The sequence below is a fragment of the Endozoicomonas elysicola genome, assembly GCF_000710775.1.
Lineage (GTDB): Bacteria > Pseudomonadota > Gammaproteobacteria > Pseudomonadales > Endozoicomonadaceae > Endozoicomonas > Endozoicomonas elysicola.
Window position 1 is genome coordinate 2,011,689 of record NZ_JOJP01000001.1, and the last position, 26,812, is coordinate 2,038,500.

Below are 26,812 nucleotides of genomic sequence, written 5' to 3' on the forward strand. Positions count from 1 at the left end.
CAAATAACGTTCACAAATATCGACTTCTGATATTTGTGTGAGCCCCATGAGTGAGCCAAGAGTGCTTTGTCAGTTTAAAGGGGGGTGTGTAGGGGGTACCCGGATGCCTCTGCTCTCTGGTGTGGATTTAACCATAGAGGTGGGAGAAAGTCTGGTCTTTCATGGTCCCTCCGGGGGCGGGAAAAGCACATTGTTGAAGGCGTTGCTGGGTGGGCATCATGTGTGCAGGGGGGAGTACTGGTTTCAGGGGCAGCTGGTTAATGAGTCGGTGCTTAAAGCATTAAGGCGGGTGGTTGCGTATATCCCCCAACAGCCTGAGGTTGGTAAGGAAACGGTGCTTGATTATCTCAGGCGCCCTTTTGGTTGGAAGGCCTGGGGTGGAAGTGCCTTTGATCATGATGTTGCTGGTTATTGGTTTGCCCGTTTTGGTCTTGATCAGGAGATACTTTCAACGTTCAGTGACAAATTATCAGGAGGGCAGCGACAGAGGATCTCTATTATTCGTGCTTTGATGACAGGGCGAAAGATTCTGGTCGCCGATGAGCCAACATCGGCTTTGGATGATGAGGCCTGTCGGCAGGTCGTTGATGCGCTGTTGTTGTCCAATGAGTTTACCGTTATTTCAGCCTCCCATGACTTTCGCTGGATTGATCATTGCCAGCGCCGGGTGCTGGTGGCCAATGGCAGGGTTGGTGAATTTAAGGGGAGTACTGAAGATAATAAAAAGGTGGGCATCGTATGAGTGGAAGTGGTGCTGTCGGTTTGGTTCAGTTGGCGTTGTTTTATAGTGTTCTTCTGCTTCCCGGAGCCTTGTTGTGGTGGCTTGGTCTCAGAGGGCTGGTTAAAGGGCTTGCTATTGGTGTGGCTCGGATGACGTTGCAGTTGGGGCTTATTGGTATTTATCTTAAGTTTCTTTTTGATCAAGATAGCCTGTGGCTTAATGCTGTCTGGCTTTTGGTTATGCTAACTATTGCCAACCTTCATATCTTAACCAGGGCGAAAATGTCCAGGGGGCATCTGTTCTGGATTTCTCAGTTCAGCCTTTTGGTGGGCGTTGGACTGGTTCTTGGAGGAATGATTCTGGTTGTGCAGCCAGAACCCTGGTATCAGACAAGATACCTTATTCCACTGGCGGGAATGCTTCTTGGGAATTGTCTGACAGGAAATATTCTGGTGCTTGAGCGCTTTTACAGTGCTGTCAGCGAACGGTATGAGCAGTTTATGGCTGACCTGCTATTAGGTGCCAGCCTTTATGAAGCATTGCAGCCTTTTATTCGCGATGCGTTGCAGGCTGCCTTGAATCCGGTGGTGGCCACGCTGACAACCCTGGGGTTGGTAGCTTTGCCGGGTATGATGACAGGGCAGATTCTGGGGGGGCGGAACCGTTTGAGGCTGTGATTTATCAGATTATGATCATGCTGGGTATAGCCAGTAGTATGGTGATTTGTGCAGTGTTGAATATTTTGCTGAGTATTCGGGTTGCATTTGATGGCTATGGGCTATTGAATCGTTCGGTGATGTTGCAGGAGTCTGTCCGGTATTAGTGGGGGTAATGCTTTTTAAATGAATGGTATTCAGTAAATACCCAGTTCGATGCGGGAAACTTATTTTGCTTTTTAACGTCATGCCGGTATGATATCGCACCTTTGAATCCCTTTGTGGGGTTCTGTTTGAAGCTCTTTTAAAGAGCACTATCGTGCCTGGTCGCAAGGCGGCGATAGGTTATTGGAGATAAACATGTCTGAAGCAATCGTATTAAACGCAACAGCGCGTAAGGATATTGGGAAGGGTGCGAGCCGCCGCCTGCGTCGTGCTGACCTGGTGCCAGCTATCATCTACGGTGGTGAAGCAGAGCCTGTTCAGATCACTCTGGAAGGTAAAGCTATTCGTAAGGCTCTGGAAGTTGAAGCTTTCTACTCTCAGGTACTGACTCTGACTGTTGACGGTGCCAAGCAGCAGGCTATCCTGAAAGACCTGCAGCGTCACCCTGCTAAAGAGTTTGCCATGCACATGGACTTCCTGCGTGTTGATGCAGACCATGAAATCACTACTCATGCTCCTCTGCACTTCCTGAACGAAGAAGAGTGTGTTGGTGTGAAGGCTGGTGGTGCTATCGTACACAACCGTGTAGACATCGAAATCAAGTGTCTGCCAGGTGACCTGCCTGAGTTCATCGAAGTAGACATGGCTAATGTTGAAGTGGGTGGTCACGTTCACCTGAGCGATCTGACTATTCCTGCTGGCGTTGAAGTTATCGCTCATGGTCAGGATCTGGATATTGCCAGTGTTCAGGCTACTCGCGGTGCTTCTGACGAAGAGTCTGAAGAGTCTGCTGAAGAAGCTGGCGAAGAGTAAGCATAAGGAGGCGATGGCATTATGGCAAAATCTTCGGAACAGTCGATTCGACTGGTTGTGGGGCTGGGAAATCCTGGAGCACAATATGAAGACACCCGTCATAATGCCGGCTTCTGGTACGTTGAGCAGTTAGCAAGAAGCCATGGTGCGATCTTGCAGCCGGAGAAAAAATTCTTCGGCATGGCTGCTCGACTACAAATAGGTGGACAGGAAGTTCGCCTGCTTAACCCCACAACCTTTATGAATCGAAGTGGTCAGGCCGTTGGTGCTATGGCAACTTTCTTCAAAATTCCTCCTGAATCCATTCTTGTTGTCCATGATGAGCTTGATCTACCTGCCGGGGTTGGTCGGCTGAAGCAGGGTGGTGGCCATGGTGGTCATAATGGTCTCAGAGATATCATTTCATCCCTTGGTAATAGTCGTGAGTTTTTGAGGCTCCGTCTTGGTATCGGTCATCCGGGAAATAGCAAAGACGTGGTTAACTATGTGTTAACCAGACCTTCTGTCGCTGAGCGGCAAAAAATAGATGCCGTTATTGATGAATCTATTCGCGTTACGCCTGAAGCTTTGAACGGCAAGCGATCCAAAGCTGTGCAGGAATTGCATACTTTTTCAGCCTGAGAGGCTGCTTTTGATTTGAATAAAACCGGTTACTGAATTGATATATTCAACTCAGGGATTGGCCAGTATTCATTTTTATCAAACTGTTTTTCTTTTCGAAGCATGGCGTGATCAATCAGCCTGCATATCAGCGCTTCAAATTCTATTCCGGCATGCCTTGCTCCATCAGGAAACAAGCTGGTTGGTGTCATGCCCGGAAGGTTGTTGATCTCTGAAAAGATTGGCTCCCCGTCCTGGGGCACAATAAAGTCTGATCGACTGATATCCCTGCAGCGAACCAGCTGGTGAGCCTGTAGGGCTATTTCCTGTACTCTTTTCTTCTGCTCGTCAGAAATGCGGGCGGGGATAATATGCTCACTGAGGCCGGGGGTGTAACGGTGGGTATAGTCGTACCATGCATTATCGGGCGTAATTATTTCTGTGGTTGGAAGTACTTGTGTGGTGTCCAGCTCTAGTACACCGGCTGTGACTTCTTTGCCATGAATAAATGTCTCCACAAGCAGCTGCTCATCCTTTTCAAAGCCACTGCTGAGTCGTTCTGTCAGCTCCCTTTCTCCTTGAGCAAATTGAATACCGATGCCAGACCCCTGGGCAAAGGGCTTTATTATGACCTTTTCGCCCAGGGTTTCGAGGCAGTGAGTGACGGACAGGTTTAAGGGGGCCTTTCGGGATACAACGCAATCTTTTGCCATGGGAATGCCTGCCGCTTGCAGAATGCGCTTGGTCGTAACTTTATCGAGAGCACAGGCGCTTCCCAGAACTGTTGAGCCAACATAAGGGATGCCCATGACTTCAAGAAGCCCCTGAAGACATCCATCCTCCCCCATTGGACCGTGGGCAACAGGAAAAACTACATCAACCTGATGATGGATCAGGTTGGCTGGAAGCATTCCATCCAGTTCAAGTGTCACCACTTTTTGGTAGTTTTTCTCTAGCGGAAGGCTTATGCGCCCGGCTGAAAGTCTTGAAACATTGGCTTCAGGGGAGGGGCCTCCACAAACTATTCCCACAGTTATATTTCTGTCTGGCATCTAGTGATCCGCAAGCTTAAGAATACAATTCATCAAATGTAGTTGTTTTTGCAGTCCTGCATATTGTTAATTACTTTTCCGTTACATGAAGGCATTTCATGTAACAGGTGGGGTTAACAACCCCTATTGCGGTAGACATTAAGCATCTATCCGATAATTTATTTGTGTGCTTCGTGGTTCCAATTCAAGAACGGCAGCACGTACCAATCAATATGTCCACACCCGTTAATAAAAGCCACAAAATGAGGACAGGACCAGTGGCAGCAAGCAAAACATCCTTAATGTCTACCCTGGGAGGGTTACCAACTGGCTGGATGTATGTCCGGTTGATAACACTCCTCTAAAACAACCCCTAATAGTCAGTTGTTGCCCAGCGATAGAATCCCTTGGCTAAAATGAGCCCTAGTCCAAACTTTATGGCGGTATAGACGTAGGGAGAAGATGAAGTAATCCAGTTGCCAATAACATAAATGACTGTGGCTGTAGTCACTATTTCTACGGTTGCCAGAAGGCCTCCTGCAGCACCCGTCATGCCGGGAATGCTTTTCATGCCAAGGGTATGGCTGAGGGTTCCTGAAATCGGGCTTGTGCCCTTCCAGAGTTTGCTGACGTATGGGTGCCTCTGTGCATAATCAGGAAGGTCGTACAGTGATGGAAATTCACTGATCAGTTCCCAGTCATTTATAAGGGCCTTGAGGTGGTGCTGTCCATTGATAAGCGTGATGAGTGCGACAGGCTGTGCATCAAATTTCTGGTTGCCATTATTTTCTTCAACAAGCTGTAACTGTCTGGCGGTGTCAATGAGTTGAGTTATGTTATCGGAGTCTGGCTCAGCTTCTGTTTCTTCATTATAAAAGTGCATCTGGTTTCTAAGCAGTAGAGAGCTGGAAGCCGCATAGTCCCCTTCGGCGTCGAGATTACTTTCAGCTATCGTTGCAGTGGAGATATCTGTTGGTATTGTCGCCGCTCCTCTTTTGCTCAGAGAAAGAACAGCAACTGTTGGTTTGGGATTGATCACTCCATTTTCTATTTTGTGGCATAGAAGAGCATCAACCGTTGAGGTTCCATCGAAATTCAGCTCATTGAGTACTCTGATGATTCTTGGAGTAGCTAATCTCGCTTGTTGTCTGGCTTCGTCATCTTCAGTGTCGCTTTCTGGTTCCGGTTCTGGTTTGTTCTCTGGAATTAGAGAAAGGTGAGAAATATTTTTAATACGCTGATCGTGACAAAAATAATTGTTTGATGTTTGTGAGGCTTTTTCAGGTAAGACAATAGGGGGAGAGCATGGATCGATAAAATAATCAGCAGGAGCAAGGACTCGATCATTTCCAATGAGAATACCTTTAGCCATTCTTTTTTCTCTGGCCAGGGTGGAACCAATGCAGTGGTCAAAGTGAATGGTAATAACGGGTGGTGCATCGGAGTGTTTTTCAAGGGTGTATCCTGTGGCTCCGAAGTATGAAAATTGATGCTCACTGGTTTCTATTGGGAGGGTGCTGTCTTCTCCAGTTGCGGTTAGAGGAAAAGTTGCCAGTGTAAGTATCGCATTCAAAATGACGGTTTTAATAAATTGATTCACAGGATTTTCAACCTTTGGTTGTAAGAAAAGAGCTAGGGAGATGCACCTTTCAAAATTAAGAAGGCTTGAAGGCATGTGCTGGCCACAAACCGCTTTTTAGTGATTAGTTTTGGGCATTGATCGCTTGGACATCTTTTTGTACGAAAAATTCGATTCTTCGAGTCAACATGGCTTATTGATGTCTCATTGCATTCTTGGGGAGGGATGTGCGGTCTGGCGTAAAAAATGCCGCAATGAAGGCATAGGGGCATCCTGATGTGCTGAGCACGCAATGAAACGTCACAGGCCCTGGTAAATAAAGTCTGAGCTTCTGATTATTTTAGATGCAGTTGTTAGTATTTTCCGTAATATCGGTAATGTCTGTACTTTTGTACTGTTACATCAGTACAGGTGTTTCGGATGAATTGAACAAGGCATGAAAACTGAGTCCTGGTTTCAGGTTGTCAAACTGCTGAAGGAGCAGCAGGGTGTGGATGCGCTCCATGAGGTTATGAGGGTGTTACTGACTCAAGAAGAGCAGGATGCAATAGGTTCAAGGCTGGCCATAATGCGAGCCCTGCTTTCTGGAGAAGAGTCTCAGCGAGAAATTGCCAGGCGAATCGGGGTGAGCATCACCAAGGTGACCCGTTGTTCCAATTATCTGAAAACATTATCTGATACCGAAATGGCAATGATTGAACAAATCTAAATAGCCAGAGTCTTTATTAAAACAGCCTTGAGCGAACGAAAAAGTTCCATAAAGCAGTAGGAATAATAATGTCTGAAGCAGTTATAACGGAAAGTTCTGCGGATTCTGCCGGGAAGCAGGGTTCAGTCCTTGGAGGAACAGTGATTGTTGCTGGAACCGCGATCGGTGCTGGCATGTTTTCACTACCAGTAGCAACCAGTGGTCTCTGGTTTGGCTACTCTATGCTGCTGATGGTCTTTACCTGGTATTGCATGTACAGCGCTGCACTCTATCTACTTGAAGCCAACCTGCGTTTCCCGCTGGGAGCGAGCTTTGATTCTATTGCCGAGGGAACCATTGGTTCTATTGGGCGTGTTGTTAATGGCGCTTCTGTTGCCTTTCTCTGTTATATCCTGACTTATGCCTACATTTCCGGTGGTAGCTCCATTATCACCTATTCGCTGGAAGCGTTCGATGGAGTGTCTCTGTCCCCCCCTATGGCCAGCTTTGTTTTTGCCCTGGTCCTGTCTGCTATCGTAGTGACTGGCACCCGCGCGGTTGATCGTGTCAGTACGGTGCTTATTGGTGGGATGGTGATTACCTTCCTGTGGAGTATCAGTGGTTTGTTGAGTAATGCCTCTTCAGATTACCTGATGCCAGGCTTGTCATTTACTGAGGTATTCCCTTTCTCTTTTGGCGCGTTGGGCTTTTTGACGGTCAGCTTTGGTATGCAAACTGCGGTACCCAGTATTACCCGTTACCTTAATAAAGACGGCCAGAAGGTAAGGTTTGCTTTGCTGGTTGGTTCTTTGTTGGCTCTGGCATTTTATGCCCTGTGGCAGTTCAGCTTCTTTGGAAACCTGCCCCGTGAGGCGTTCCCGGCCATCATCGCTGCCGGAGGCAATATTGGCGATATGCTCGGTGCTCTTTCAGAAAGCGGCCTGAATATGAACCTTTCGTCTGTGCTGCAGTGGTTTGCCAATATGGCAGTAGCCAGTTCGTTCCTGGGTGTGGCGCTGTGTCTGTTTGATTACATTGCAGATCTGTTTGGTTTTGACAACAGTTTTTCCGGTCGTTTAAAAACAGCTGCAATCACTTTTATTCCTCCAACCCTGTTGGGAGTGTTTCTGCCCAATGGCTTTATCACGGCTATCGGGTTTGCGGGGCTGGTACTGGTCATTTTCTGTATTCTCTCCCCGGTTGTGATGGCCTGGATTGGTCGCCAGAGAGGTGAAGAGGGATATCAGGTTCCGGGTGGTATTTTGAGAATGGCACTGATCTTCCTGTTTGGTATTGCTGCCATGGTGCTGGCAGGTCTGGACCTGGTGGGAGTCCTGCCAAAGTTCGGCTAGTTCTTATTCAGGCTTGAATATATTGAGCGCCCGAAGATGGATTCTTGGGGCGTCTTTTGTCATATTTCCAAAATAAAAGTTCTGAAATTTTTTCTTCCAGTCTTTATAATTCGCTTCAATTAGATATTTCAGAAGCGAGCAGAAGCGCTATGGGTTTCAAATGTGGCATCGTTGGACTGCCAAACGTTGGTAAGTCAACGCTCTTTAATGCCTTAACCAAGGCGGGTATTGATGCAGAAAACTTCCCTTTCTGCACCATTGAGCCCAATGCCGGTGTTGTTGCTATGCCAGATCCCCGTCTGGATAAACTGGCGGCAATTGTTAAACCTCAGCGAGTGTTGCCGACCACAATGGAGTTCGTGGATATTGCGGGTCTTGTGGAGGGTGCTTCCAAGGGTGAAGGGCTGGGTAACAAGTTTCTGGCGAATATCCGTGAGACGGACGCTATCGCACACGTTGTTCGCTGTTTTGTAAATGACAACGTTATTCATGTGGCGAATAAGATTGATCCACGGGCTGATATTGAAATTATCAATATGGAGTTGGTGCTGGCTGATCTTGAAAGTTGTGAAAAGCAGCTGCAGCGTGTTGCCCGTTCCGCCAAGGGGGGGGACAAGGACTCAGTGGCCCAGAAGGCTTTGCTGGAGAAAGTGATTCCGCATCTTGAGTCGGGTAATCCGGTCCGCTCTCTGGATATGAGTGATGATGAGCGGAAGCTTGTTCGTTTGTTCCACCTGCTGACCATCAAGCCCACAATGTATATTGCCAATGTGGATGAGGATGGTTTTGAGGATAACGAATATCTTGATACTGTTCGGGAAATTGCAGCTCAGGAAGGCGCTGTGGTTGTGCCGATCTGCAACAAGCTGGAATCCGAAATTGCTGAACTGGATGATGAGGAGCGAGTAGAGTTTCTGGCAGATCTGGGTATGGAAGAGCCTGGTTTAGATCGTGTCATTCGTGCCGGGTATGAGCTGCTTGGTCTGCAAACTTATTTTACTGCTGGCGTGAAAGAAGTTAGGGCCTGGACTGTTAAGGTCGGTGCAACAGCGCCACAGGCTGCCGGCGTCATTCATACTGATTTTGAGCGCGGCTTTATTCGTGCTGAAGTGACCAGTTATGATGATTTCATCAAATATAATGGTGAGCAGGGCGCAAAAGAAGCAGGTCGTCTGCGTGTAGAAGGCAAGGCTTATATTGTTCAGGATGGTGATGTTATGCACTTCCTGTTTAATGTCTGATAGCCAGTTATGCGGTAAAAAAAGGCACGTTAAAATACGTGCCTTTTTTCTTTTGGGTATTGAAAAATAGCTGTTGGTATTTTGTCGTTTATTGAGAATTAAATCTGTCGGGCTTATATGCTTTTTGCTTGACAGTCTCGGGTGAAATCACTAAAGTGCGCACCATCTTTCGGCGGCTAGGTAGCTCAGTTGGTTAGAGCACAGCACTCATAATGCTGGGGTCGGCGGTTCGAATCCGCCCCTAGCTACCATCACTTACTTATTGATAAGTTATGTGATGGTTGCTAAATCGAGTTTTCGTATAGTAGCATCGAAGACATTGTAAGAGCGAAGTGTTTATTGTTCGCTTGTTTTGCTGGGGTGTCGCCAAGCGGTAAGGCATCAGGTTTTGATCCTGACATGCGGGGGTTCGAATCCCTCCACCCCAGCCATCATCTCTTTGTTGTGACAAAGGCTGGCATGTTTCTTGACATGAAGGATTTGAATCACGACAATAGCGATCCGGTTTTGTGGCTAGGTAGCTCAGTTGGTTAGAGCACAGCACTCATAATGCTGGGGTCGGCAGTTCGAATCTGCCCCTAGCTACCACTAATCCGGTTATTAGTATCGCATAAAGAGTGAAATTGGGGTGTCGCCAAGCGGTAAGGCATCAGGTTTTGATCCTGACATGCGGGGGTTCGAATCCCTCCACCCCAGCCATATAAAACCTTCCTGAGAAATCAGGGAGGTTTTTTCATGTCTTTATTTTTTCTTCCGGAAGATGTTTCATCAGAAACTTCTGAACGTTCTCTCCCATTACTTTTCTAATCTCTGTTTCAGAGAAGCCTTTCCTGATCATCAACTCTGTCAAAATAGCCAGTTCAGAAGCATCCAGACTGACCTTTGTCCCTCCATCAAAGTCTGAGCCCAGGGCAATATGATCCTCTCCCGCCAGATCAATCGCATAACGCAGGGTATTAACAATGCCTTCTGGAGATGTGTCGCAAATAGCATCCCAAAAGCCGATGCCAATTAATCCACCTTTCTCTGCAATACGCTGGATCAAGTCATCTGAAATATTGCGGGGTGAATCACAGGTTCCAAGAATACCAGTGTGAGAGATCACGACAGGATGCTTTGCCAGTTTCAATACTTCATCAACCACAGACTCTGAGGAGTGAGCCAGATCGACGATCATATTCAACTCTTCCATTCTAGCCAGTGCGCGGCGACCAAACAGGCTCAGGCGAGAACCGCTGACACCGTGCAGAGAACCCCCTAGGCGGTTATCGAAGAAGTGGTGCAGGCCAATCATACGGTAACCGGCATCATAAAGGCCTTTCAGGTTATCAAGATTGCCCTCAAGGGCATGGGCTCCTTCCAGCGCAAGCAATCCTGCAACTTTCTGGCTACCCTGCTGGCGTAATGCTAAGACAGCTTCCAGATCAGCCTGGCTGCGAATGATTTTCAGATCTTCCGGGCTGCTCTGTTCAACCTTATGAAGCTTTCTGGCTTGGTAGAGCGCTCTTTCATAAAGGCTATTCCAGGTGGCTGGTGGCCAGGCCTGGATCATGCTAAGCATGGTTATGCCATCAGCCGCATCGCTTTCATTCCGGCTGTAATTCTGGCCTCTTGGTGATTTGGTCGGAACTGCAAATGTTTGTACGGCAACATTTCCTTGCTGAAGTCTTGGAAGATCGACATGTCCATAACTGGCTTTCTGGCTCAGGTCTCGATTCCATAGCAGGCTGTCGGCATGAAGGTCTGCAACGATCAGCTGCTGATGGAGGCTGGAGGCTTTCTGTGAGATCGGGTAAGGGGAGTGAGCGCTGACAATATTCGTACCCTTTTCAATGGCTGCAGGAGCAAAGATCAGAGTGAATCCGATAGCAACAATAATGAACGTGGAGGAGATCGAGAGTGTGAGCTGCCAGCCCCTGCTAATGCGACGGTTGTGATGTTCTTTCTTCATAGCCTGAAGCCTGTATACGACAGATTGTTATTTTTATAGGTGATGTCAGGATGCGGAGTCAGTTTATCAGTGGGGCGCTGCAGAGTGCCAATAGAAAAACGGTTTATCTGATTAATTTTTTCTCTATAGCGGGCCTGGGCTTTAGATTTATAGGAGATATTAAAAGGCGGTTTTTAAATATCGAAATACACTGATGATTGTGCGTAATTCTCAATCCATTCGGTTGGAGTCGTATGATGCTGTCAGCCTTATCGCAAAAAAAAGTAGTCTGCTCTATCGCTTTTCTGTGTTCGCTTGTGGTCTCAAGCGTTTTTGCAGATCATCATGATGTTGTTCCTTTTCAGCAAAAGGGAGGTATGACGTTATCGGATAGGTTTGAGGCTCTGCAAAAGATCAGGCTTGCAGAAAGGTCATCGGATGGCACTGAAGAGCTTTTTTTGGTTCAGGGGCCTGACTACACTAAAAGGCTTTTTGTTGACAGTGGCAGTTTTGTCGCTGTTTCTCAGCATGTAGATCAGCAGGCGACGGAAGATGTTATCAATTCAACGCTGTTTGCTCAGCTGGCTGCCAGCCATGACTATGATAAAAATACCCAGCTGGTCCAGTGGTATGGACGGTATACCGATGTCATGAGCATTCAGGGTTGGGATATCAGTGATTTTGATGAAAGTTCACTCTCTTCAGCCTCTACTGACCTGAGTGTCAGTGAAGTGATCTTTGATATTCTAAAAGCAGCGCTCAAAGATCCCTCTGAACAGGCAATGGTGAATGCAGCTGTGGGCGCATTAAAACAACTGGAAAAGGAAGGGGCTTTTATTTCACTGTTTAACCACTCTGCCATTGGTGCAAACCGGGCGAATTTTCAATCATCCTTTGTAACCCGTGATAAACATGGCCTGGTGAGTATGAATCTGGGCTATTTAGTAGTTGGTTTCAAGGATATCAGCTCTACCATTCTCTTTCTTCGTGTTAAGGAAGGTGAGTCCTGGATAAAAAGCCATAGTGAAACGGTAAAGCTGGATTATGACGTTTTTAACCAGATACGTGATCAGATTATCGAAAAGCTGGGTGATAATGCGCGGTCTCAAGTAGCAGGTATTGATCTTTAACTGATTGAAATCCTGCTATTTATTTGTGTGTCTACTGGGTCTTTGTAAAAAATGGGGGGGTATTTTGTTCCTTGGTACTAGTTTAGGAACTTTTCCAGACTGACTGAGTCACATAATTATGGATTTATAAAATTATAAATAACTGTTTCAGGAGGTATTGACCGATGAACCCGGCAGCATCAGGATTTAATCCGCATCAATATATTGAGAATAAAATTAACAACGATGGTTGGTACATAACTCATAATACGTTGCAGACGCTGAATGGGGATACCGTACTTGTTGGGAGAATGGGTAGGGTCTCTGTTGTAAGTCAGGTTGACAGACGGAATGCTGGGGGGTGTGAAGCGGTAAAAAAAGCAGTACATATTGCCAGCAGGATTATATCGCGGCCAAATGCAGGAGCTTCAGGGGCTACTGGTACTGGTGTGGCAGCAAGAGGTCATTCAGGCTCTGCTGGGGCTGGATCTGTTTCGGGAGCATCCTCGGCAGCCGTTTCAAGAGGGGAGGTTACCACTGTTTATGTTCCTTATAAAGATAAGACTCCACAGCAAACCAGTGGGATACTTTTAGACGAGATCAAACGTAATGTGACAGGCGGTCGCCCATGTTTAATTGTCTATTCGGCGGGAAATATGGGACCTTCTGCAATTGACAGTGCCCATCATAATCCTCATATAAGTGCTGTTCAGGGGCAAGGTGCTCACGCCGTGATGCTCCAAGCTTTGTCTGGCCTGATGAACTCTTGTTCTGGTATGTGGTATCAAGCGTATGCAGATAAAATTCTTGCAGCTCCAGTTTCAGTTAGGAGTGATACGACGAGATACGATGTTGACAAAGCTATTAATTATTTAAAGCAAAAAAAGGATGAAGGCTATTGCATTTTATTGATTAAGAATGAAGATTGCAGTGTTGAATTCCCGTTTTGTTATGGAATGAAAAATCGGCGTATTTCATCTGATTTTGATGCAAGGATCGTCCAACAAGTTCAAAGAGAGCTAAAGTCTTTGTTAAATAACAATGGCCCTGTGGCTGGAGTAACTTCTGGTTCTCATCGTCAGGGGGCTTCAGGGAATAGCTCTCTTGATACACTTGGTCGAGATTTCAGGGCTGGAAGAGCCGGATCTGTAGGGGGCGATGACCTGCCTGTTCCCAGTCGTCGCCCCAGGGTGCGTCGTCTGGTTCGTGTTCCATCTTCCAGTAGTAGTTCCTCAGCCTCGAGGAGTAGTTCTCCAGCCTCGAGCAGCAGTTCTCATGCCACGAGTTCTTCTCTCCCAATTGCTCAAAGCCTGGGTATTAAGCCTAAGCCTATGTTTTGGAACAATCCTTCTAAAATTAAAGTCTTTGATGATGACCATAAGCATGTAAATGCTGTGAAGACTGGGGAGGCTCAAAGAATTCTTGGTGATGTGATCAAGCATGGTTGGTTAAGAGTTGTTCCAGAGAGTGAGCTTAAACATACTGATGAAATGGATCCGTTTTCTCAGGACCCTTTTAAAGAATGCTTATTTGGGGAGGTTTTAGCCTATCAGGTAAAACAGGGAAGTGATATTCGAAACTATTATATTAAAGCGGGTGATGTTGTTGGGTCGCTGTCTAGCCTATCAGAGCTTAGAGACTATTCTGGTTTGTTCTACCACATGTTCAGATGTCCGTTAACCCGTCAAATAGTTGCTTGTTCAGAGAGTGCTGACGATAAGGCTGTGGCGGGTCAAGATGCAATTCAGTTTGATGACAATTAATAGAGGTTTGTCTATTTCTGACCGTTTTTCTATCAGGCCTTACGGCCTGAGATGATTCAGCGGTAAAGCTGTTTTTCGAATTGGTTGCCGGAGAACAAAACTGGAATGTACACCGGTAACCCCCTGAATTCGTGTCACCTTATTAAGCAAAAAATCCTGATAGTAATTCATGTCAGGAACCATCACTTTGACCATATAGTCTGCTGATTGTCCGGTAATCAGCAGACATTCAATCACTTCATCATAACTGTCGATGGTTTCTTCAAAGTGCTCAAAACGTTCTGGTGTATGCCTGTCCATGCTGATGTGGATCAGGACAGTGAGACTTAGTCCTAGTTTATCGGGGTTCAATAGGGTGACGTGGTCTTTTATCAGTCCTGACTCCTCCAGCTGCCGAACTCTTCGCAGGCACGGAGAGGGGGTCAGCCCAATCAAGTCAGCCAGGTCCTGATTACTGATACTGGCATTCTTCTGCAGCTCTTGAAGTATACGGATATCGTAGCGATCGAGCTTCATGATATTTTCTTTTATTAGTCAGTTGATTTCTGGCAGATTATTGCGCTTTTTCGGTCTTTTATCCATTAATTCGCAATCTTTTGCCAAGCCGGTTTTTCTATAATTATCTCGTAGTCAAAAGCGTTGCCAAAAGTGACGCTCAGTCATCCCGGTCACAAGCTGATGATGAAAGAAGTGTTCCCAATCAGGAATGCTAATCAGGAAAACCCACAAGGTTTGATGGTGTAAGAGCAGAGAGCGTATTAACAGGCTAGGTGTTATGAGCTCAAAAGAGATTACGAACCGCTGATTATCTGGGGAGATGATCAGCGGTTTTTACTATATACGTCGCTTTTCAAGTTACTACTTTGTTGGCTGCATTCGCTCACTGGAGCGCCAGCTCGGCCTGGCTGCATAGCAACGTGAAATCCATTGGGTATACATGAAGGGTGTGTATCCGGATTGCCTTGGTTATCTTTTATCTGACCATGTGCCATGAAATGATAAGGGGGTGTGGTGACGTAAATGGATAAGAGCCAGTGGGCCTGCACTGACATGTGTGGCGTTCAGTATGGCAATAAAGCTTTTTCCTGTGTCGCCGTTCAGGGCCATTGAGAGTAGAAAACCTCTGTTTTCTGACATTCCTTCCGGTACATATATCGCCTCGCCAACATGAACCTTTTCACCGAAGTCATACTGATCCTGAGCACCGGTGTTTAAATCAATCCGGGTAATGCCACTGTGAAAAAACTGGCCGGGAGCGCCAAAGGTGGCGTAGCCAAACTGACATGCCAAGCCACCCAGTTTTGGATGGATAATGGGAAACTCAATATTTCCGTCGGTAATGAGTTCTTCCCTGAGTGTTGCCCGTTGCAAATTAATGATGTAACGGTAGGCCATGCCTGAGTGGTAAGTTCGGGTACATCTCCCCTGCATAATGGCCTTCATCTGTGGGTCCTTGCCGATAAAGTGGTCAGGTGCGTCATAGGCAATAAAATCAGCAATGATTTCACTGCCTTTTTCCCAGGCATTGAAGCTGTGCCACATAAATCGTGCCGGTGCCGGGAAGAATTTTACCGGTTGTCCGGAATCCCGGGGGATAACAATGATCTGATTGCCAAGGGCAGGGCTCCATTTCAGGCAATCGGTAAAGCTATACAGCCCTGCCAGCATGGGGAGTGGGTTAAACTCGATGGCATGGAGATCAATGATCGTAAAATGCTCAGTTGCAAAAAAATCATGGATATAGCAATCCCGCGGCATTGATACTTTTCGATGGTCGATCACTCGTCCGTTGGGAGATCTCACAATGATGTCCACGGAAGGAGCCAGTCCATGGCTCCAGCTAATAAATGTCCAGTTTCCGGTAGTTCCGGATTGTTTGGCATGAGCCTTCAGGTATATTGCTCCTCCTTTTGGTGAAATACGATGTTGCCCCATATCTTCCAGTGAATCAGGGTTTAGAGCGAAAGGTTGTCCCACTTCGTCATGGGCCGTCAGAATGCCATCCATCAGATAGGTTGTTACACCGGCCTGGGAGAAGGGAGGAGTACCGGGAAAATTCTCCCAAAGTTCTGGTGCCAGCGTTGTCCATGTTGGATAAAGAAAGCGTCCGGTAGCCTGCTCTCTGAGATATTTTGGGGTTCTTACAAAGTGATTGCGGTAGCGAGCCTTGCCATTCATCAGGTCTATTGCCTGAATCATGCCGTCACCATCCAGTATGTGCTGCTTTCTATAACCGGCACGTTCAAACAAACCAGGGCCATTTCTATAAAGTGTACCTTCCAAAGAGGTGGGGATTTCCCCTTCAATCTCTGCCTGGTAATCGTGCTCACCAACAAGGCTGACTCCCAGCAGAGCCTGCCATGGATATTCATTGGCCAGTTGTGTGGCAAGGCATGGAGAGGTGGCTGAGGCCAGAGCCATCAGTCCAAGAGATTGAATACAGTGCCTGCGTGTTATTGCCATTTCTATCCGGTGGGTCAGGAGGTGTGCGTATTACAGATAAGTAGATTCCACTGAGTGTTGAGTCAATTTTGCCTGAATATTTTTTTCTGGACGTTCTATTATTACGCCTCCACGAATCATCACCCTTATATTTGCAAGGATTGACCTTGGACGCGACCATCACACTGGAACTTGTCATTCTTCTTTTTGCCGTGGCCACGGCGGCCGGTTTTGTTGATTCTATTGCCGGGGGTGGCGGGCTGATTGCTATGCCGGCTCTTCTGGCTGCAGGGCTTTCGCCTGTTCAGGCGTTGGCGACCAATAAACTCCAGGGAACCGGAGGTACGCTTTCCGCGAGTTTTTACTTTATTTCCAAGGGAGCAGTGAACCTCAGGAAAATGCGTCTGGCAATAGTCATGACCTTTATTGGCAGTATGCTGGGGACGCTACTGGTACAGAAAATCGATGCGGGGGTTCTGGAGCAGGCAATTCCATTCTTGCTGATCGGCATTGTCCTTTACTTTCTATTTTCTCCTCGGCTGAACAGTGACCAATCACGACAGGTGATCTCTCTGTCGGTGTTTTCATTCACAGCTGCAGTGGTGATTGGTTTTTATGACGGATTTTTTGGTCCCGGTACAGGCTCGTTTTTTACCATTGCCTTTGTGAGTTTACTGGGTTATTCCATCACCAGCGCCACGGCTCATACCAAGCTGTTGAACTGCATCAGTAACATTGCCTCTCTGTTATTTTTTATTATTGGCGGACATGTGGTCTGGACGGTTGGCCTGGTCATGATGCTAGGGCAGATTATTGGTGCCCGGCTTGGTTCCACAGTGGTGTTGAGTCGAGGCCAGACATTGATTCGTCCCATGATCGTCTGCGTTTCTCTGGCAATGACCGCCAAACTTCTTTGGGGGAATTATGGACATTTGTTGTATTGAAAGGCATCTTGTCTGAAACCATTGTCTCTTTTTTTGCCTGCTGAGGTTACCTGCTCCCAGTTATCCTGGCAGGAATGTTCGGAACCTAAGTGCATGGAAACAACCTGGTATAGCTGGCTGTTTGGTGCTGCCTATTTGGGTGCCATTGTTGCGTTTGCGATTGTGGTTATCATGACTCGAAGGCCTGTGGGTGTTTCCCTGGCCTGGCTGGTGTTGTTGTTTGCTCTGCCGGTAGCCGGGTTTGTTCTTTACCTTTTGTTTGGTTCACCTCGTCTTGGCACCCGGCGTCTTAAACGCATGCGTGCACTTTATCCAGACTATGCTCAGTGGTATCAACACCTGTCCCGGATTATTTCAGATAGCGAACCATCTCGCTGTCCGGTCACTTCTCACAATGGTATTTTCTCACTGGCGGAAAAGAGCATGAGTGTTCCCCTTTTACCGGGTAATCATTTGCAGCTTTTTTCAGGCTTTGAAAACATTATCGACCACCTTCTGCGTGATATAGAAAGTGCACGCCACAGTGTGATTATTGAGTTCTATATCTGGGAGCCAGTCGGACGTGCCAAGGAGGTGGCGGACGCCGTCATCCGGGCTGCCAGACGAGGAGTGGATTGTCTGGTTGTATTGGATAATGTTGGTAGTCGGGGCTTCTTGAGTGGTATCTGGGCACGCCGTTTTCGTCTGGAAGGGATCAGTGTGACGGCTTCGATGTCGGGTGGCCCATTCCGAATGCTGGTGGAACGCATAGATATTCGCAATCATCGGAAGATTCTGGTTGTGGATGATCAGGTGGCCTGGACCGGAAGTTTTAACCTGGTTGATCCATCTCTATTCAAACAGGATGCCAAGGTAGGTCAGTGGGTGGATGCCATGGTTAGAATTGATGGGGTTGCTGCTCATGTGCTTGGTGCCATAGTCCAGTGGGATAAAGCGCTGGAAACCGGGCAGGGTCATCCATCATTCAATCGTCAGTATGAATATCCTTCCGCAAAGCACCGTGGGCGAGAGGGTGCGTGTGTTCATGTTCTGCCATCCGGTCCGGACGTAGACCGGGAAATGTTGCAACAGGTTCTATTGGCGGCCATTTATGAAAGCCGTGAAGAACTGCTGATCAGTACACCTTATTTTGTTCCGGATGAGTCATTGCTGACGGCATTGAAGTCAGCGGCGATGCGTGGTGTTGATGTACAGTTACTGGTACCCGCAAAAAATGACTCAAGAATGGTTCACCATGCCAGCCGTTCCTACTATCTGGAATTACTGCAGGCGGGGGTCAATATTCAGCAGTTTAATGGGGGGCTGTTGCACACCAAGTGTGTTCTGGTGGATCGTGAGACGGCGCTATTTGGTACTGTGAACCTGGATATGCGAAGTGTCTGGCTGAACTATGAGGTAACGCTGATTGTCTATGACGATGGGTTTGGTCAGCAGATTTTTCATGTGCTGCAGTCGTATATGAAGCAGGCTGAAGCAGTGGATATCAACCGTTGGACTCAAAGGCCCTTTCGGAGGAAGTTACTGGAAAATACCATGCAACTGTTAAGCCCGCTGTTGTGATTCGATCCTGGGCATAGGGTTGATAGTGATTACTATTGACGTTATGCGCTTCCTGCAGAAAATGTTTCTTTATTATCGTTTAAATCTCAATAAATCCTGTCTTTTTATTATTTTTAGGTGAAAGCACTGATACGGCTAAAGTCTTATCTGTGAAATAAAGGTTACCCTCAGGAGGCCCGATATTCAGCCTCTTTAAGCTCACTTCTAAAAAATATTCTTCCTGATTATTGGCTTAACTGTTGTCGTATGGTTAAGCCGTGGCTTTCCGGGAAGAATGGGTACAGGGGACTGGTTTTGCCGCAGACGTTAAAAACCACAGACATCATCGCTACGGGCCTGATGACTTTCGCTCTCTTTCTGGGAGCTGGAAATATTATCTTTCCCCCATTTCTGGGGCACATGGCTGGAACTGAGCTGATTGTTGCAATGCTGGGATTCCTTCTGACTGGTGTTGGTCTACCATTGCTGGGTGTGATTGCCTGTGCCCGTGCTGGTGGCGGTCTGGAAAAGCTGACGGCAATATTTCCTCCGAAGGTTGCCTTAACGTTTGCTGTTGTACTTTTCCTGGCTATCGGACCTCTGTTCGCCTCACCAAGAACTGCAGTGGTCTCTTATGAACTTGGTTTGCTGCCCTTTATGAGTGGCCCCAGCACACTTTCACTGGCTCTGTTCTCTGTCGCTTTCTTTGCCATAGCGCTCTACCTGGCGTTGTTCCCTGGCAGGTTGATCGAGACGGTAGGCAAACTGATCACACCACTGCTGGTGGTTGTTCTTGTTGTTATTGCCGTCGGTGCTTTCCTTTTTCCCCAGGGAGAAGCGGGTGCTGCCACTGAATCCATGATCAGCCAGGGCTTCTTTAATGGTTTCCGTGAAGGCTACCAGACCATGGATACACTGGGTGCTCTGGTGTTTGGTGTCGTTATTATTAATGCCATTCAGAATAAAGGCGTTACCGACACGCGACAGGTTGCGCGCTATACATTCATTGCCGGTCTGATTGCTTCTGTAGGGTTGTCACTGGTGTACCTGGTGCTGGGTTACATCGGTTCCACCAGTCATCAGCTGGTAGCGGCTCCGCAGAATGGTGCAGAGATCATCAGCCTGTTTGTTAATGCTGTATTTGGCTCCTGGGGTAAGGTGGTACTGGCGATCACGGTTATTCTGGCCTGTTTGACGACAGCTATTGGCCTGCTCAGTGCCTGCGGTGAATATTTCTCCCGAGTCTTTCCTGCTTTGAACTATCGCAGCTGGGTTATTCTCTGTGCTCTGGCCAGTGCTTTGATTGCTAATGTTGGATTGAATACCCTGTTGAAAGTGACCATTCCAGCATTGTTGATTATCTATCCTGTAGCCATTGCCCTGATTATGGTGACATTGCTGAAATCATGGATGGGAAACCCGAAACGGGTAATGACCTGTGTCCTGATTCCGGTGGGGCTGATCAGCATCGTGGAAGGCTTGCACGCAGCCGGCCTGTCTTTTGTTGGGCCTGCTTATGATTTACTTGCTTACCTGCCATTGCAGAAGGAAGGTCTGGTATGGTTGTTACCGGGCGTTCTGGGTGGTGTTCTGGGTATGCTGACATCTGTACGTTCTTCAGACGTAGCAAAGCCTGTTCAGGGGTAACATCCTCTACATAGCTATGAGTGAAAAGTGCTGTTCACTCAGAGCTGTGAAAGTGGCTACAGAACCCGAAAAAGCAGCATAAAAGTATCAGGCTACCTGAGTATTAATTCAGGTAGTTTTTTGGTTGTTAATGGACGCTGATGTCAGTAAGCACTTTGAGGTATGGTTCTCCATGTTGATGGTGAACGATGATTTCAGCCAGTGTTTTTCCATCACTGCCTTTTGCATTCAGGCTAAAACCTGCTTCCAGAAAGAATGGTACAAAGCGGGCAAAATCATCCGCTCTCAGGAAGCGATAGGCTCTTAACAGAATGTGATGATCTCGACTGCAGCCAGCTGTTGGTTGCAAGGCCAGTAACGCTTTCAAGCGCTCATCGGTTAATTCTTCTCCAATGACTTTCTGTTTATCTTTCTTCATGGCTTATTTCACTGCTCAGTTTTTTATGAGTAATGTGCGGCGTATGGCCTGTCAAGAGGCTGCAAGGTTCTCCATTGTACTGAGTAGACGATAAAGATATATAACCTTAATAGGATATTTTGAGATTAAAATAAGCAAAAAAAGCATAAGTGATGTTTCTAACTATCCGGTGATGAGCGTAAAGGGGAAAAAAAGGGGGGCAGTTAAAAACATATCAATTCAGTCACCATGACTATAATAGTTGCTGTTAAAAAGGAATTTTTGAAATTACTGCCTGGATAGCACCGATTTACCAGCAATTTGGGTGATATATGTCGGATGGCTCAGTAGACAGTCTTGAAAATCTGAAGTCTATGCAGAGTAAGAAACCAGATCAGGCTGCTGAAATGCGATGGACTTCCAGAGATACTGGCTGGATGCTGAATTTGTTTGGTACGGCGATTGGGGCTGGTGTTCTATATTTGCCGATTACTGCTGGTTCAGGTGGCATCTGGCCACTGGTGATTATGGCCGTTTTGGCAGGGCCAATGGTCTGGTTGGCTCATCGCAACCTTGTTCGTTTCTGTCTCTCTTCTACGAATCCGGAAGGCAATATTACCAGTACGGTTAGAGAGCATTTTGGTGAACGAGCAGGCCGATTATTGACCCTGGCTTACTTTCTTTCTGTTTATCCCATATTGCTTTTGTACGCGATTGGTATCACCAATGTCGCTATCAGCTACATGGAGCACCAATTGCACATGATACCGCCGGACAGGTGGTTACTGAGCTTAGGGTTGGTGAGCCTTCTGGTTCTGGCAATGCATGCTGGTGAGGGGTGGATGCTTCGATCGGTGAAAATAATGGTTTATCCACTGGTTTTTACCCTTGTGGCAGTGTCTCTGTATTTGATTCCCCAGTGGAATGGTGCTGTTTTTGATCAACCGGTCGATATTAAAGATTCATTATTAGTGCTTTTTATTGCAACTCCTTTGCTGATATTTTCTTTTAATCACTCGCCCGCATGCTCCTCGTTTGCTCATGCTTATCAGCGCTATTTTGTGGACAGCAGAGCTTGTCACAACAAAACGAGCCAGGTTTTAAAGCGGAATACCGTGTTGTTACTGGTAGTGATCCTGCTGTTTGTATTCTCCTGTGTGCTGAGCCTTACACCACAGGAGCTATTGCAGGCTCGGGAAGAAAATGTGCCTGTACTTTCTGTGCTTGCTTATCGATCGGACAATATGATCTTCTCCATCATTGCTCCCATCATTGCATTTCTGGCCATCGCCAGTTCATTCTTCGGGGTGTATCTTGGCGCCCTGGAAGGGCTTCAAGGTTTTATAACTCAGCAGTGGGTCCGTCATAATATCCATCGTCCATTACCTCATGGAGCTGTGCATAGAGGAAGTATTCTCTTTATTCTTCTGACATGCTGGGTGGCGGGTTATGCAAACTGGGATGTCATTGATATGGTGGAGATGCTGGTTGTACCGGTGCTGGCGACTATTCTCTATCTGATGCCAGTTTATGCTTTTTATCGTGTTAAGTTACTGAAACCATTTAGAAGCCCTCTTTTAGATGCCTTTATTTTCCTGGTTGGATTGATGGCTATCACCGGTTTTCTGGTGGGTAAATTGATTTGACTTTTTTTTGACGTTTGATGATTTTTTTAACTAAAACAATGGATTGTTTTCATAAGTTAACCAGTTATTGTTTCCTGCCTGCTTTTATTGTCTTAACCCCCCAGTCTGAAAGCTAAAATTGAAGGATAACCCGGCAAAAGGATTTTTTGGGGGATACAATGTCCGATGGAATGGGTGTTAGTGGTGGTTCAAATGTGCAATTTCAACCACCCGTGGATGCAGGAAATACTCAGTCTGCTGAGCAGGTGGGTAAATCGTCAACGGGTAGATCAATCTCGCCTGTTGAAGTAAAAAACACTGAAGGCTTAATCAGAACCGAAGGAAGTGAGAAGCATGGCTTTAAGCATTCTCCGGTAAAAGCATTGGCTAACAGAGTTATTCAAAAGGTTCATCAGCTCGGAAAGACCTGGGTGTCGGCCAGTGATTCTCAGTTGGGAAGGCTTGATCAAGTTAAAGATCAGAAAGTGAGTTCTGATGCAAAGACTGCGGCTACATCTCATAATGCCCTGGTGACTGAACTGAAGAGTTTAGAAGCAAAAGTGGCTCTGCTTGAGACTAAGGTGTCCTCTTTCAAAGAAGAATTTGGCGCTGCTACAAAATTTATGGATAAAAAACATCCAGGCTCATCAGATTTTCAGAGAGGAAAATCATTTGTTATTCCTAAGGCTGGCCTGGGTAGTGAACGTATAACAATTACTTCGCCAGATAAATCGACCAGAAAAGAACAGGTGCAAGATCTCCACAGCATGCTGAAAAGTGATCCTGGCGTTAAGGCTCGTTTCAGTGAACATAATCAGAATAAGCATAATCTCAAAGTCACTAAAGAGCTGATAGCTGAGAAGAAAGAAGAGTTATATCAGTCCCAGAAACAAACCAAGTCTGCGCTCAGTAAAGCTGAAAGTCAGCTATATAAAGAACAGAAAGCAGAGCTCAAAGCAACGCGAGATGCAGCTAGAGAACAGGTCAAACAAGGTTATGAATCCCAGAGGGATGTAAGGAAACAGGGCTATCAGGAAACCAAGCAGAATCTTCGTGCAGAATACGATAAGAAGCACGATGCGAAGGTTAAGGTAAGAGATCTAAAGGATTCAAAGAAGCAAGAGATCAAGGATCTGAATAAACAGATCAAAGGCTCAGAGAGCCGGCTTGGTAATTTAATGGCCAAAGCGGCCAAGAAACTTATGCCTGATGCGCAAAAAGATGCGGTTTTTAATGAATCAACCGCTGCAAAAGAGAAAATGAGCGCAACAAAGGATCCTTTAATCGCTAAAAAAGCTCAGCTTAAGCAGGAAAGAAAAGGTCTGAAGGCACAAGAGGCAAGTCTTAAGGAACAGCAGAAAAGTATTAACGATGAACTCTTTGATCAAAGAGAAAAACTCAAAGGTGCTAATGAATTTCAGGGTATAATGAAGGATGTTTTTGGGAGAAATATGAAGGTTGGGAGGCAAGCTTGGGGAGATCTTGGAAAACTGAAAGGTAAGAGAAACCAAGGCCTTGATCAGATAAAAGAGGATTATAAAGCGAGTAAGGCAGACGCTAAGAAAGCTAAAAAGCAGAATAAACAAGCCCTTAAAGATCTGGCCAGGGGTAAATTAAAAGAGTCTACGGACGCCAGACAATCGATGGGAATGCGTCCGGTCTTTCAATTTCGCGGAGATACAATTTTACAGAAGTTCAGTGATAATGCTTTTAAACAGGATCAGGAATGGAAATCTGATATTTCAGCCTTAATACAAAATGGGCAGACAAAAGAGCTTCGGTTGGTTGAAAATACACTTCTAATGTGGACCGCAGATCCTGAAAATTCGGGTGATTACACTGAAGCTCTTGAATTTATTCAAGGTCAGAAAAGTGCCGTCCAAAGTGCCCAAGGGGCAAGAACCGATGGTGTCTCTCCTTCAGCACCGGATGTTTCCTTAGTGGAGGAAACTCGTGGAGAGAGTATTGTTCAAAACTTTCGCCAGAGCTTTTATTCTGGCAATCTGGAAAATCAATGGAAAGCTGATATTAATGAACTAATTGATAATGGTGACTTTAAGAGTCTTGATATCGTTGAAGATGCTCTAAAGGAGTGGGGAACACGCGATGGCTATGAGGATTTCAGTCATGTGCTTGAATTTATTAGCGATCAGAGAAAGAGCAGGTCTCCCTAGAAATTAACTGAATGTATTTCAAGTAAATAAAAAAGCCCCTTGATAGGGGCTTTTTTATTTACTTAAAGTGGTTTGACTGTTTTTTGACAATTTTAAATTTTCAAATAAATCATATGGTTGTAATTGTTTTTGGTTTTCTTTGTTTTTTTGATCAAGCTTTTTAATGTTCTAAAGAATTGCTGGCTAGTATTAAAAGTAATCTTAATCCAAGGAGTGGAAGGAGTCGTAAATATGAATGTTTCAGGTAATACAGGACGTATTGATCAGAGCCAAACTCTACCGTTTGCTGTAGATGCAGATATTGTTAATCCGGAAGAAGGGTATCTGAATGGAAGCAAGGTTACCGTTCAGGCTATTGACCCAGATAAATATGTTGGTATCCAGGTTTCTACAAAGAAGTTTGCAGAACTTCCTAAAAGTACCAGACCTGTAAAGGTTGCCTTTAAAGATTTTCGTAAGTGGCTCAGAAATTGTCGCCCGGTTAAGGCCTTAGAGCATTTGTTGATGGGCAAAGGCAAGAGAATGGCGAAGAAGCAGAACTGGGGGCCAATCTCTAACAAGCAAGCGGAAGCTGCTTTGAAAGCCACTAAAAATCCTTTTGAACAGGAAACACTTGCAACAAGTATCAAGCAGTTTAATACAGACCTGAGACTGCTTGATCAGAAAAAAATGGATCATGATCGTTTCAAAATTGAAAATGATGAATTCAGGGAAAAGTATAAAACTATATTGGCTATAGCTGATGGGGATCTGACCTCTGCACGTATCGACTTACGTGAGGGTTTAGTCATCGTTTTACCGCCTGCTACTGCAGATGGTGATCCTCAGTGCGTACGTCTGGATAGTAAGTCATTGAGAGTTCGCAAAGATGCTGCGAATCAACTGGCTGAAACATTCAAGAGCAGTGATGCTTACAAGCAATATGACAAGAGCAAGGATCGTGTTTATAAGCTTGAGGCTGAGCGTGAAACGTTGAAGGCATCCCTGACCACTCAAGCCAAGGAACTCAAAAAAGCACACAAGGGGCTTATTAAAGAGAGAGTGAAGGGCGACCAGCAAAGAGTGGCTGTTGAGCATAAGCAACAGAAGACGAGAGCTACTTACGACATGAAGGTTGCTGAAGTCAATTATACTTCACAAATGAACGCCAAAATTCAAGCTAAAGTCAGTGAGGCTGATGCTCTGAGGCAACAGATAACTGGCTTTCAAGATCGTATTGGTGACAGGGAAGCAGATGTTGCCCAGGATCAGGCTTCCGTGAAGCGTCTGGAAGCGGGGATACGGTTCGCTGAAACTGGTGAATCTACTTTGGATGATGATATGCAGTCCATGTTTTTGAGCAAGGAAGGCATTGCTAAAGCCAGAGAGGATAAAAATTCACTGATTGGTGCTATTGAGCAAAACCAGCAAGAGCTTACAACCTTGTATGCAAACTTGAAAGAAGCTGAAGGTAAATACAAGCAGGCTTTAAAAGACGAAAAAGCTCTGCATGCGGAGAAAGATAAGGAGTTAACTGCTTTAGGTAAAGATCGCAAGAAGGTTGAAAAGCAGTATGACGATATGGCTGTGAAAATGAACAAAGCGCTTGAGACAGATGCTAAGACTGAACATAAGGCGGCAGCTGGAGTGTTCAGTGGCTCTGGATCAAAAGAGAAAGCAGCAGCACGGAAAGCAGCTAACCAGCCGAAGAGTGAACAGCCAGGGGAAGAGGCTGTTTACATGGATGGTCAAGAAGCAGTTGATCGTATTAATAAAGGTCAGGAGGAGCTTGTGCAGATAGCTGGTAAGGTTGCTCAGCGAGGTAAGCCAAAGCAGGAGCACCTTTACCCCGTCGAGGAGTTGGAGCAACTTAAGCGCGAGTACGGACCAACTGTTGACGAAACAATTGAAGGGCTGGCTGCAGACAATAAGGCGGCGGAAAGCGTAGTTGCTAAAGCCAAAGCAAGGACTGATGCCTTGAAAACTGAAAGGTTGCAAAAGGAGGCGCAGGAGGATGCAAAAGCTATGCAAGCGCTCGAAGAATGGGGGAATAGTCCAGTTTCTTCTCCAGAAAGTAAGGATATGGAAGAGCTTGCAGAGTGGGCGGCCAGACCGCTTACTCCACAGGAGCAGGCTCGGGCTGAAGCAGCTCGTTCAGAGAAGCCCAAAAAGAGTCGGAAGCAGAAAGTCGCGAGTGCATTCAAGAAACTGGATCCTAGAAAGAAGTCTTCCAAATCTGAGCAGCCAGACCTGATTGATCTGAGATCTGATGCAGAGCGGGCGCAGGCTCAAAAAGTAGCTAAGACTAAGGAAAATGTTGCCAAGGCACAGAAAGGTGGAAAAAAGTAATCCTATAGTTTGGCTATGAATGGGGGGCGGGAAACTGCCCCCTAAAATAAAAAAGCCTCCAATTAATT

General features: G+C 46.2%; 20 protein-coding genes, 4 tRNA genes and 1 pseudogene. 19 read left to right on the top strand and 6 right to left on the bottom strand.

Annotated elements, in window-relative coordinates:
* Positions 1 to 46: 46 nt before the first annotated feature.
* From GV64_RS08550 to pth, 4 genes and pseudogenes are all read left to right on the top strand, one after another.
* On the top strand, positions 47 to 742 hold the full coding sequence (locus tag GV64_RS08550) for an ABC transporter ATP-binding protein (RefSeq protein ID WP_081622003.1): 696 nt from the start codon (positions 47 to 49) through the stop codon (positions 740 to 742).
* Positions 739 to 1,544, top strand: a pseudogene (locus GV64_RS08555) (ABC transporter permease). The gene GV64_RS08550 and the pseudogene GV64_RS08555 overlap by 4 nt, the downstream one beginning before the upstream one ends.
* A gap of 193 nt (positions 1,545 to 1,737) precedes the next feature.
* Positions 1,738 to 2,355: a 50S ribosomal protein L25/general stress protein Ctc gene (locus tag GV64_RS08560; protein ID WP_020580501.1), complete on the top strand. Its 618-nt coding sequence runs from the start codon at positions 1,738 to 1,740 to the stop codon at positions 2,353 to 2,355.
* Positions 2,356 to 2,376: 21 nt separating this feature from the next.
* Positions 2,377 to 2,976, top strand: coding sequence for an aminoacyl-tRNA hydrolase (pth, locus tag GV64_RS08565; protein ID WP_020580500.1), 600 nt, complete (start codon positions 2,377 to 2,379; stop codon positions 2,974 to 2,976).
* 29 nt (positions 2,977 to 3,005) lie between these two features.
* Here pth and GV64_RS08570 read toward each other — a convergent pair whose 3' ends face one another.
* Together GV64_RS08570 and GV64_RS08575 are read right to left on the bottom strand one after the other, a co-directional pair.
* Entirely contained in the window at positions 3,006 to 4,007 is a 1,002-nt protein-coding gene (locus GV64_RS08570) for a D-alanine--D-alanine ligase family protein (protein WP_081622002.1), read from the bottom strand.
* Positions 4,008 to 4,359: 352 nt separating this feature from the next.
* A complete protein-coding gene (locus GV64_RS08575) occupies positions 4,360 to 5,586 on the bottom strand; it encodes a hypothetical protein (RefSeq protein WP_020580498.1) in 1,227 nt (408 codons plus the stop codon).
* 415 nt (positions 5,587 to 6,001) lie between these two features.
* On the opposite strand from GV64_RS08575, the gene trpR reads away from it, so the two are divergent.
* The 7 genes from trpR to GV64_RS08610 all read left to right on the top strand — a co-directional run bounded on the left by trpR (position 6,002) and on the right by GV64_RS08610 (position 9,545).
* Complete coding sequence (gene trpR / locus GV64_RS08580) at positions 6,002 to 6,274, top strand: trp operon repressor (protein ID WP_020580497.1); 273 nt, start codon at positions 6,002 to 6,004, stop codon at positions 6,272 to 6,274.
* Between the two features lie 68 nt (positions 6,275 to 6,342).
* Positions 6,343 to 7,605, top strand: coding sequence for an amino acid permease (locus GV64_RS08585; protein ID WP_020580496.1), 1,263 nt, complete (start codon positions 6,343 to 6,345; stop codon positions 7,603 to 7,605).
* Positions 7,606 to 7,754: 149 nt separating this feature from the next.
* Positions 7,755 to 8,846: a redox-regulated ATPase YchF gene (ychF, locus tag GV64_RS08590; protein ID WP_020580495.1), complete on the top strand. Its 1,092-nt coding sequence runs from the start codon at positions 7,755 to 7,757 to the stop codon at positions 8,844 to 8,846.
* 174 nt (positions 8,847 to 9,020) lie between these two features.
* Positions 9,021 to 9,097 (top strand) — tRNA-Met (locus GV64_RS08595).
* Between the two features lie 105 nt (positions 9,098 to 9,202).
* Positions 9,203 to 9,277 (top strand) — tRNA-Gln (locus GV64_RS08600).
* A gap of 80 nt (positions 9,278 to 9,357) precedes the next feature.
* Positions 9,358 to 9,434, top strand: a tRNA-Met gene (locus GV64_RS08605).
* Positions 9,435 to 9,470: 36 nt separating this feature from the next.
* Positions 9,471 to 9,545 (top strand) — tRNA-Gln (locus tag GV64_RS08610).
* Between the two features lie 34 nt (positions 9,546 to 9,579).
* Here the strand turns inward: GV64_RS08610 and GV64_RS08615 are convergent.
* On the bottom strand, positions 9,580 to 10,797 hold the full coding sequence (locus tag GV64_RS08615) for a dipeptidase (protein WP_020580494.1): 1,218 nt from the start codon (positions 10,795 to 10,797) through the stop codon (positions 9,580 to 9,582).
* 356 nt (positions 10,798 to 11,153) lie between these two features.
* Between GV64_RS08615 and GV64_RS08620 the strand changes: the two genes are divergently transcribed.
* The gene (locus tag GV64_RS08620; RefSeq protein ID WP_152553973.1) at positions 11,154 to 11,906 is read left to right on the top strand and encodes a hypothetical protein; all 753 of its coding nucleotides are present in this window, start codon (positions 11,154 to 11,156) and stop codon (positions 11,904 to 11,906) included.
* A 164-nt stretch (positions 11,907 to 12,070) separates the two neighbouring features.
* Positions 12,071 to 13,648: a hypothetical protein gene (locus tag GV64_RS08625; protein ID WP_020580492.1), complete on the top strand. Its 1,578-nt coding sequence runs from the start codon at positions 12,071 to 12,073 to the stop codon at positions 13,646 to 13,648.
* A gap of 39 nt (positions 13,649 to 13,687) precedes the next feature.
* Here the strand turns inward: GV64_RS08625 and GV64_RS08630 are convergent, their stop codons facing one another.
* Positions 13,688 to 14,164, bottom strand: coding sequence for an Lrp/AsnC family transcriptional regulator (locus tag GV64_RS08630; RefSeq protein WP_020580491.1), 477 nt, complete (start codon positions 14,162 to 14,164; stop codon positions 13,688 to 13,690).
* A gap of 450 nt (positions 14,165 to 14,614) precedes the next feature.
* Positions 14,615 to 16,111: a carotenoid oxygenase family protein gene (locus GV64_RS08635; RefSeq protein ID WP_033402518.1), complete on the bottom strand. Its 1,497-nt coding sequence runs from the start codon at positions 16,109 to 16,111 to the stop codon at positions 14,615 to 14,617.
* Positions 16,112 to 16,257: 146 nt separating this feature from the next.
* Between GV64_RS08635 and GV64_RS08640 the strand changes: the two genes are divergently transcribed.
* From GV64_RS08640 to brnQ, 3 genes are all read left to right on the top strand, one after another.
* A complete protein-coding gene (locus GV64_RS08640) occupies positions 16,258 to 17,034 on the top strand; it encodes a TSUP family transporter (protein ID WP_020580488.1) in 777 nt (258 codons plus the stop codon).
* A 93-nt stretch (positions 17,035 to 17,127) separates the two neighbouring features.
* Positions 17,128 to 18,594, top strand: a complete 1,467-nt coding sequence (gene cls, locus GV64_RS08645; protein WP_020580487.1) for a cardiolipin synthase — start codon at positions 17,128 to 17,130, stop codon at positions 18,592 to 18,594.
* Between the two features lie 294 nt (positions 18,595 to 18,888).
* Positions 18,889 to 20,220 (top strand): branched-chain amino acid transport system II carrier protein, encoded by a 1,332-nt coding sequence (gene brnQ / locus GV64_RS08650; RefSeq protein WP_020580486.1) that lies wholly within the window; start codon positions 18,889 to 18,891, stop codon positions 20,218 to 20,220.
* Between the two features lie 127 nt (positions 20,221 to 20,347).
* On the opposite strand, the gene GV64_RS08655 is transcribed toward brnQ, so the two are convergent.
* Positions 20,348 to 20,638 carry a PA4642 family protein gene (locus GV64_RS08655; RefSeq protein ID WP_020580485.1) on the bottom strand — a complete coding sequence of 97 codons (291 nt, stop codon included), beginning with the start codon at positions 20,636 to 20,638 and terminating at the stop codon, positions 20,348 to 20,350.
* Positions 20,639 to 20,949: 311 nt separating this feature from the next.
* Here GV64_RS08655 and GV64_RS08660 point away from each other — a divergent pair, with 311 nt between their 5' ends.
* The 3 genes from GV64_RS08660 (at position 20,950) to GV64_RS08670 (ending at position 26,744) form a co-directional block, all read left to right on the top strand.
* A complete protein-coding gene (locus GV64_RS08660) occupies positions 20,950 to 22,263 on the top strand; it encodes an amino acid permease (protein WP_020580484.1) in 1,314 nt (437 codons plus the stop codon).
* A 431-nt stretch (positions 22,264 to 22,694) separates the two neighbouring features.
* The gene (locus GV64_RS08665) at positions 22,695 to 24,416 is read left to right on the top strand and encodes a hypothetical protein (RefSeq protein WP_160171779.1); all 1,722 of its coding nucleotides are present in this window, start codon (positions 22,695 to 22,697) and stop codon (positions 24,414 to 24,416) included.
* A gap of 231 nt (positions 24,417 to 24,647) precedes the next feature.
* On the top strand, positions 24,648 to 26,744 hold the full coding sequence (locus GV64_RS08670) for a hypothetical protein (RefSeq protein ID WP_020580482.1): 2,097 nt from the start codon (positions 24,648 to 24,650) through the stop codon (positions 26,742 to 26,744).
* Positions 26,745 to 26,812 lie beyond the last annotated feature (68 nt).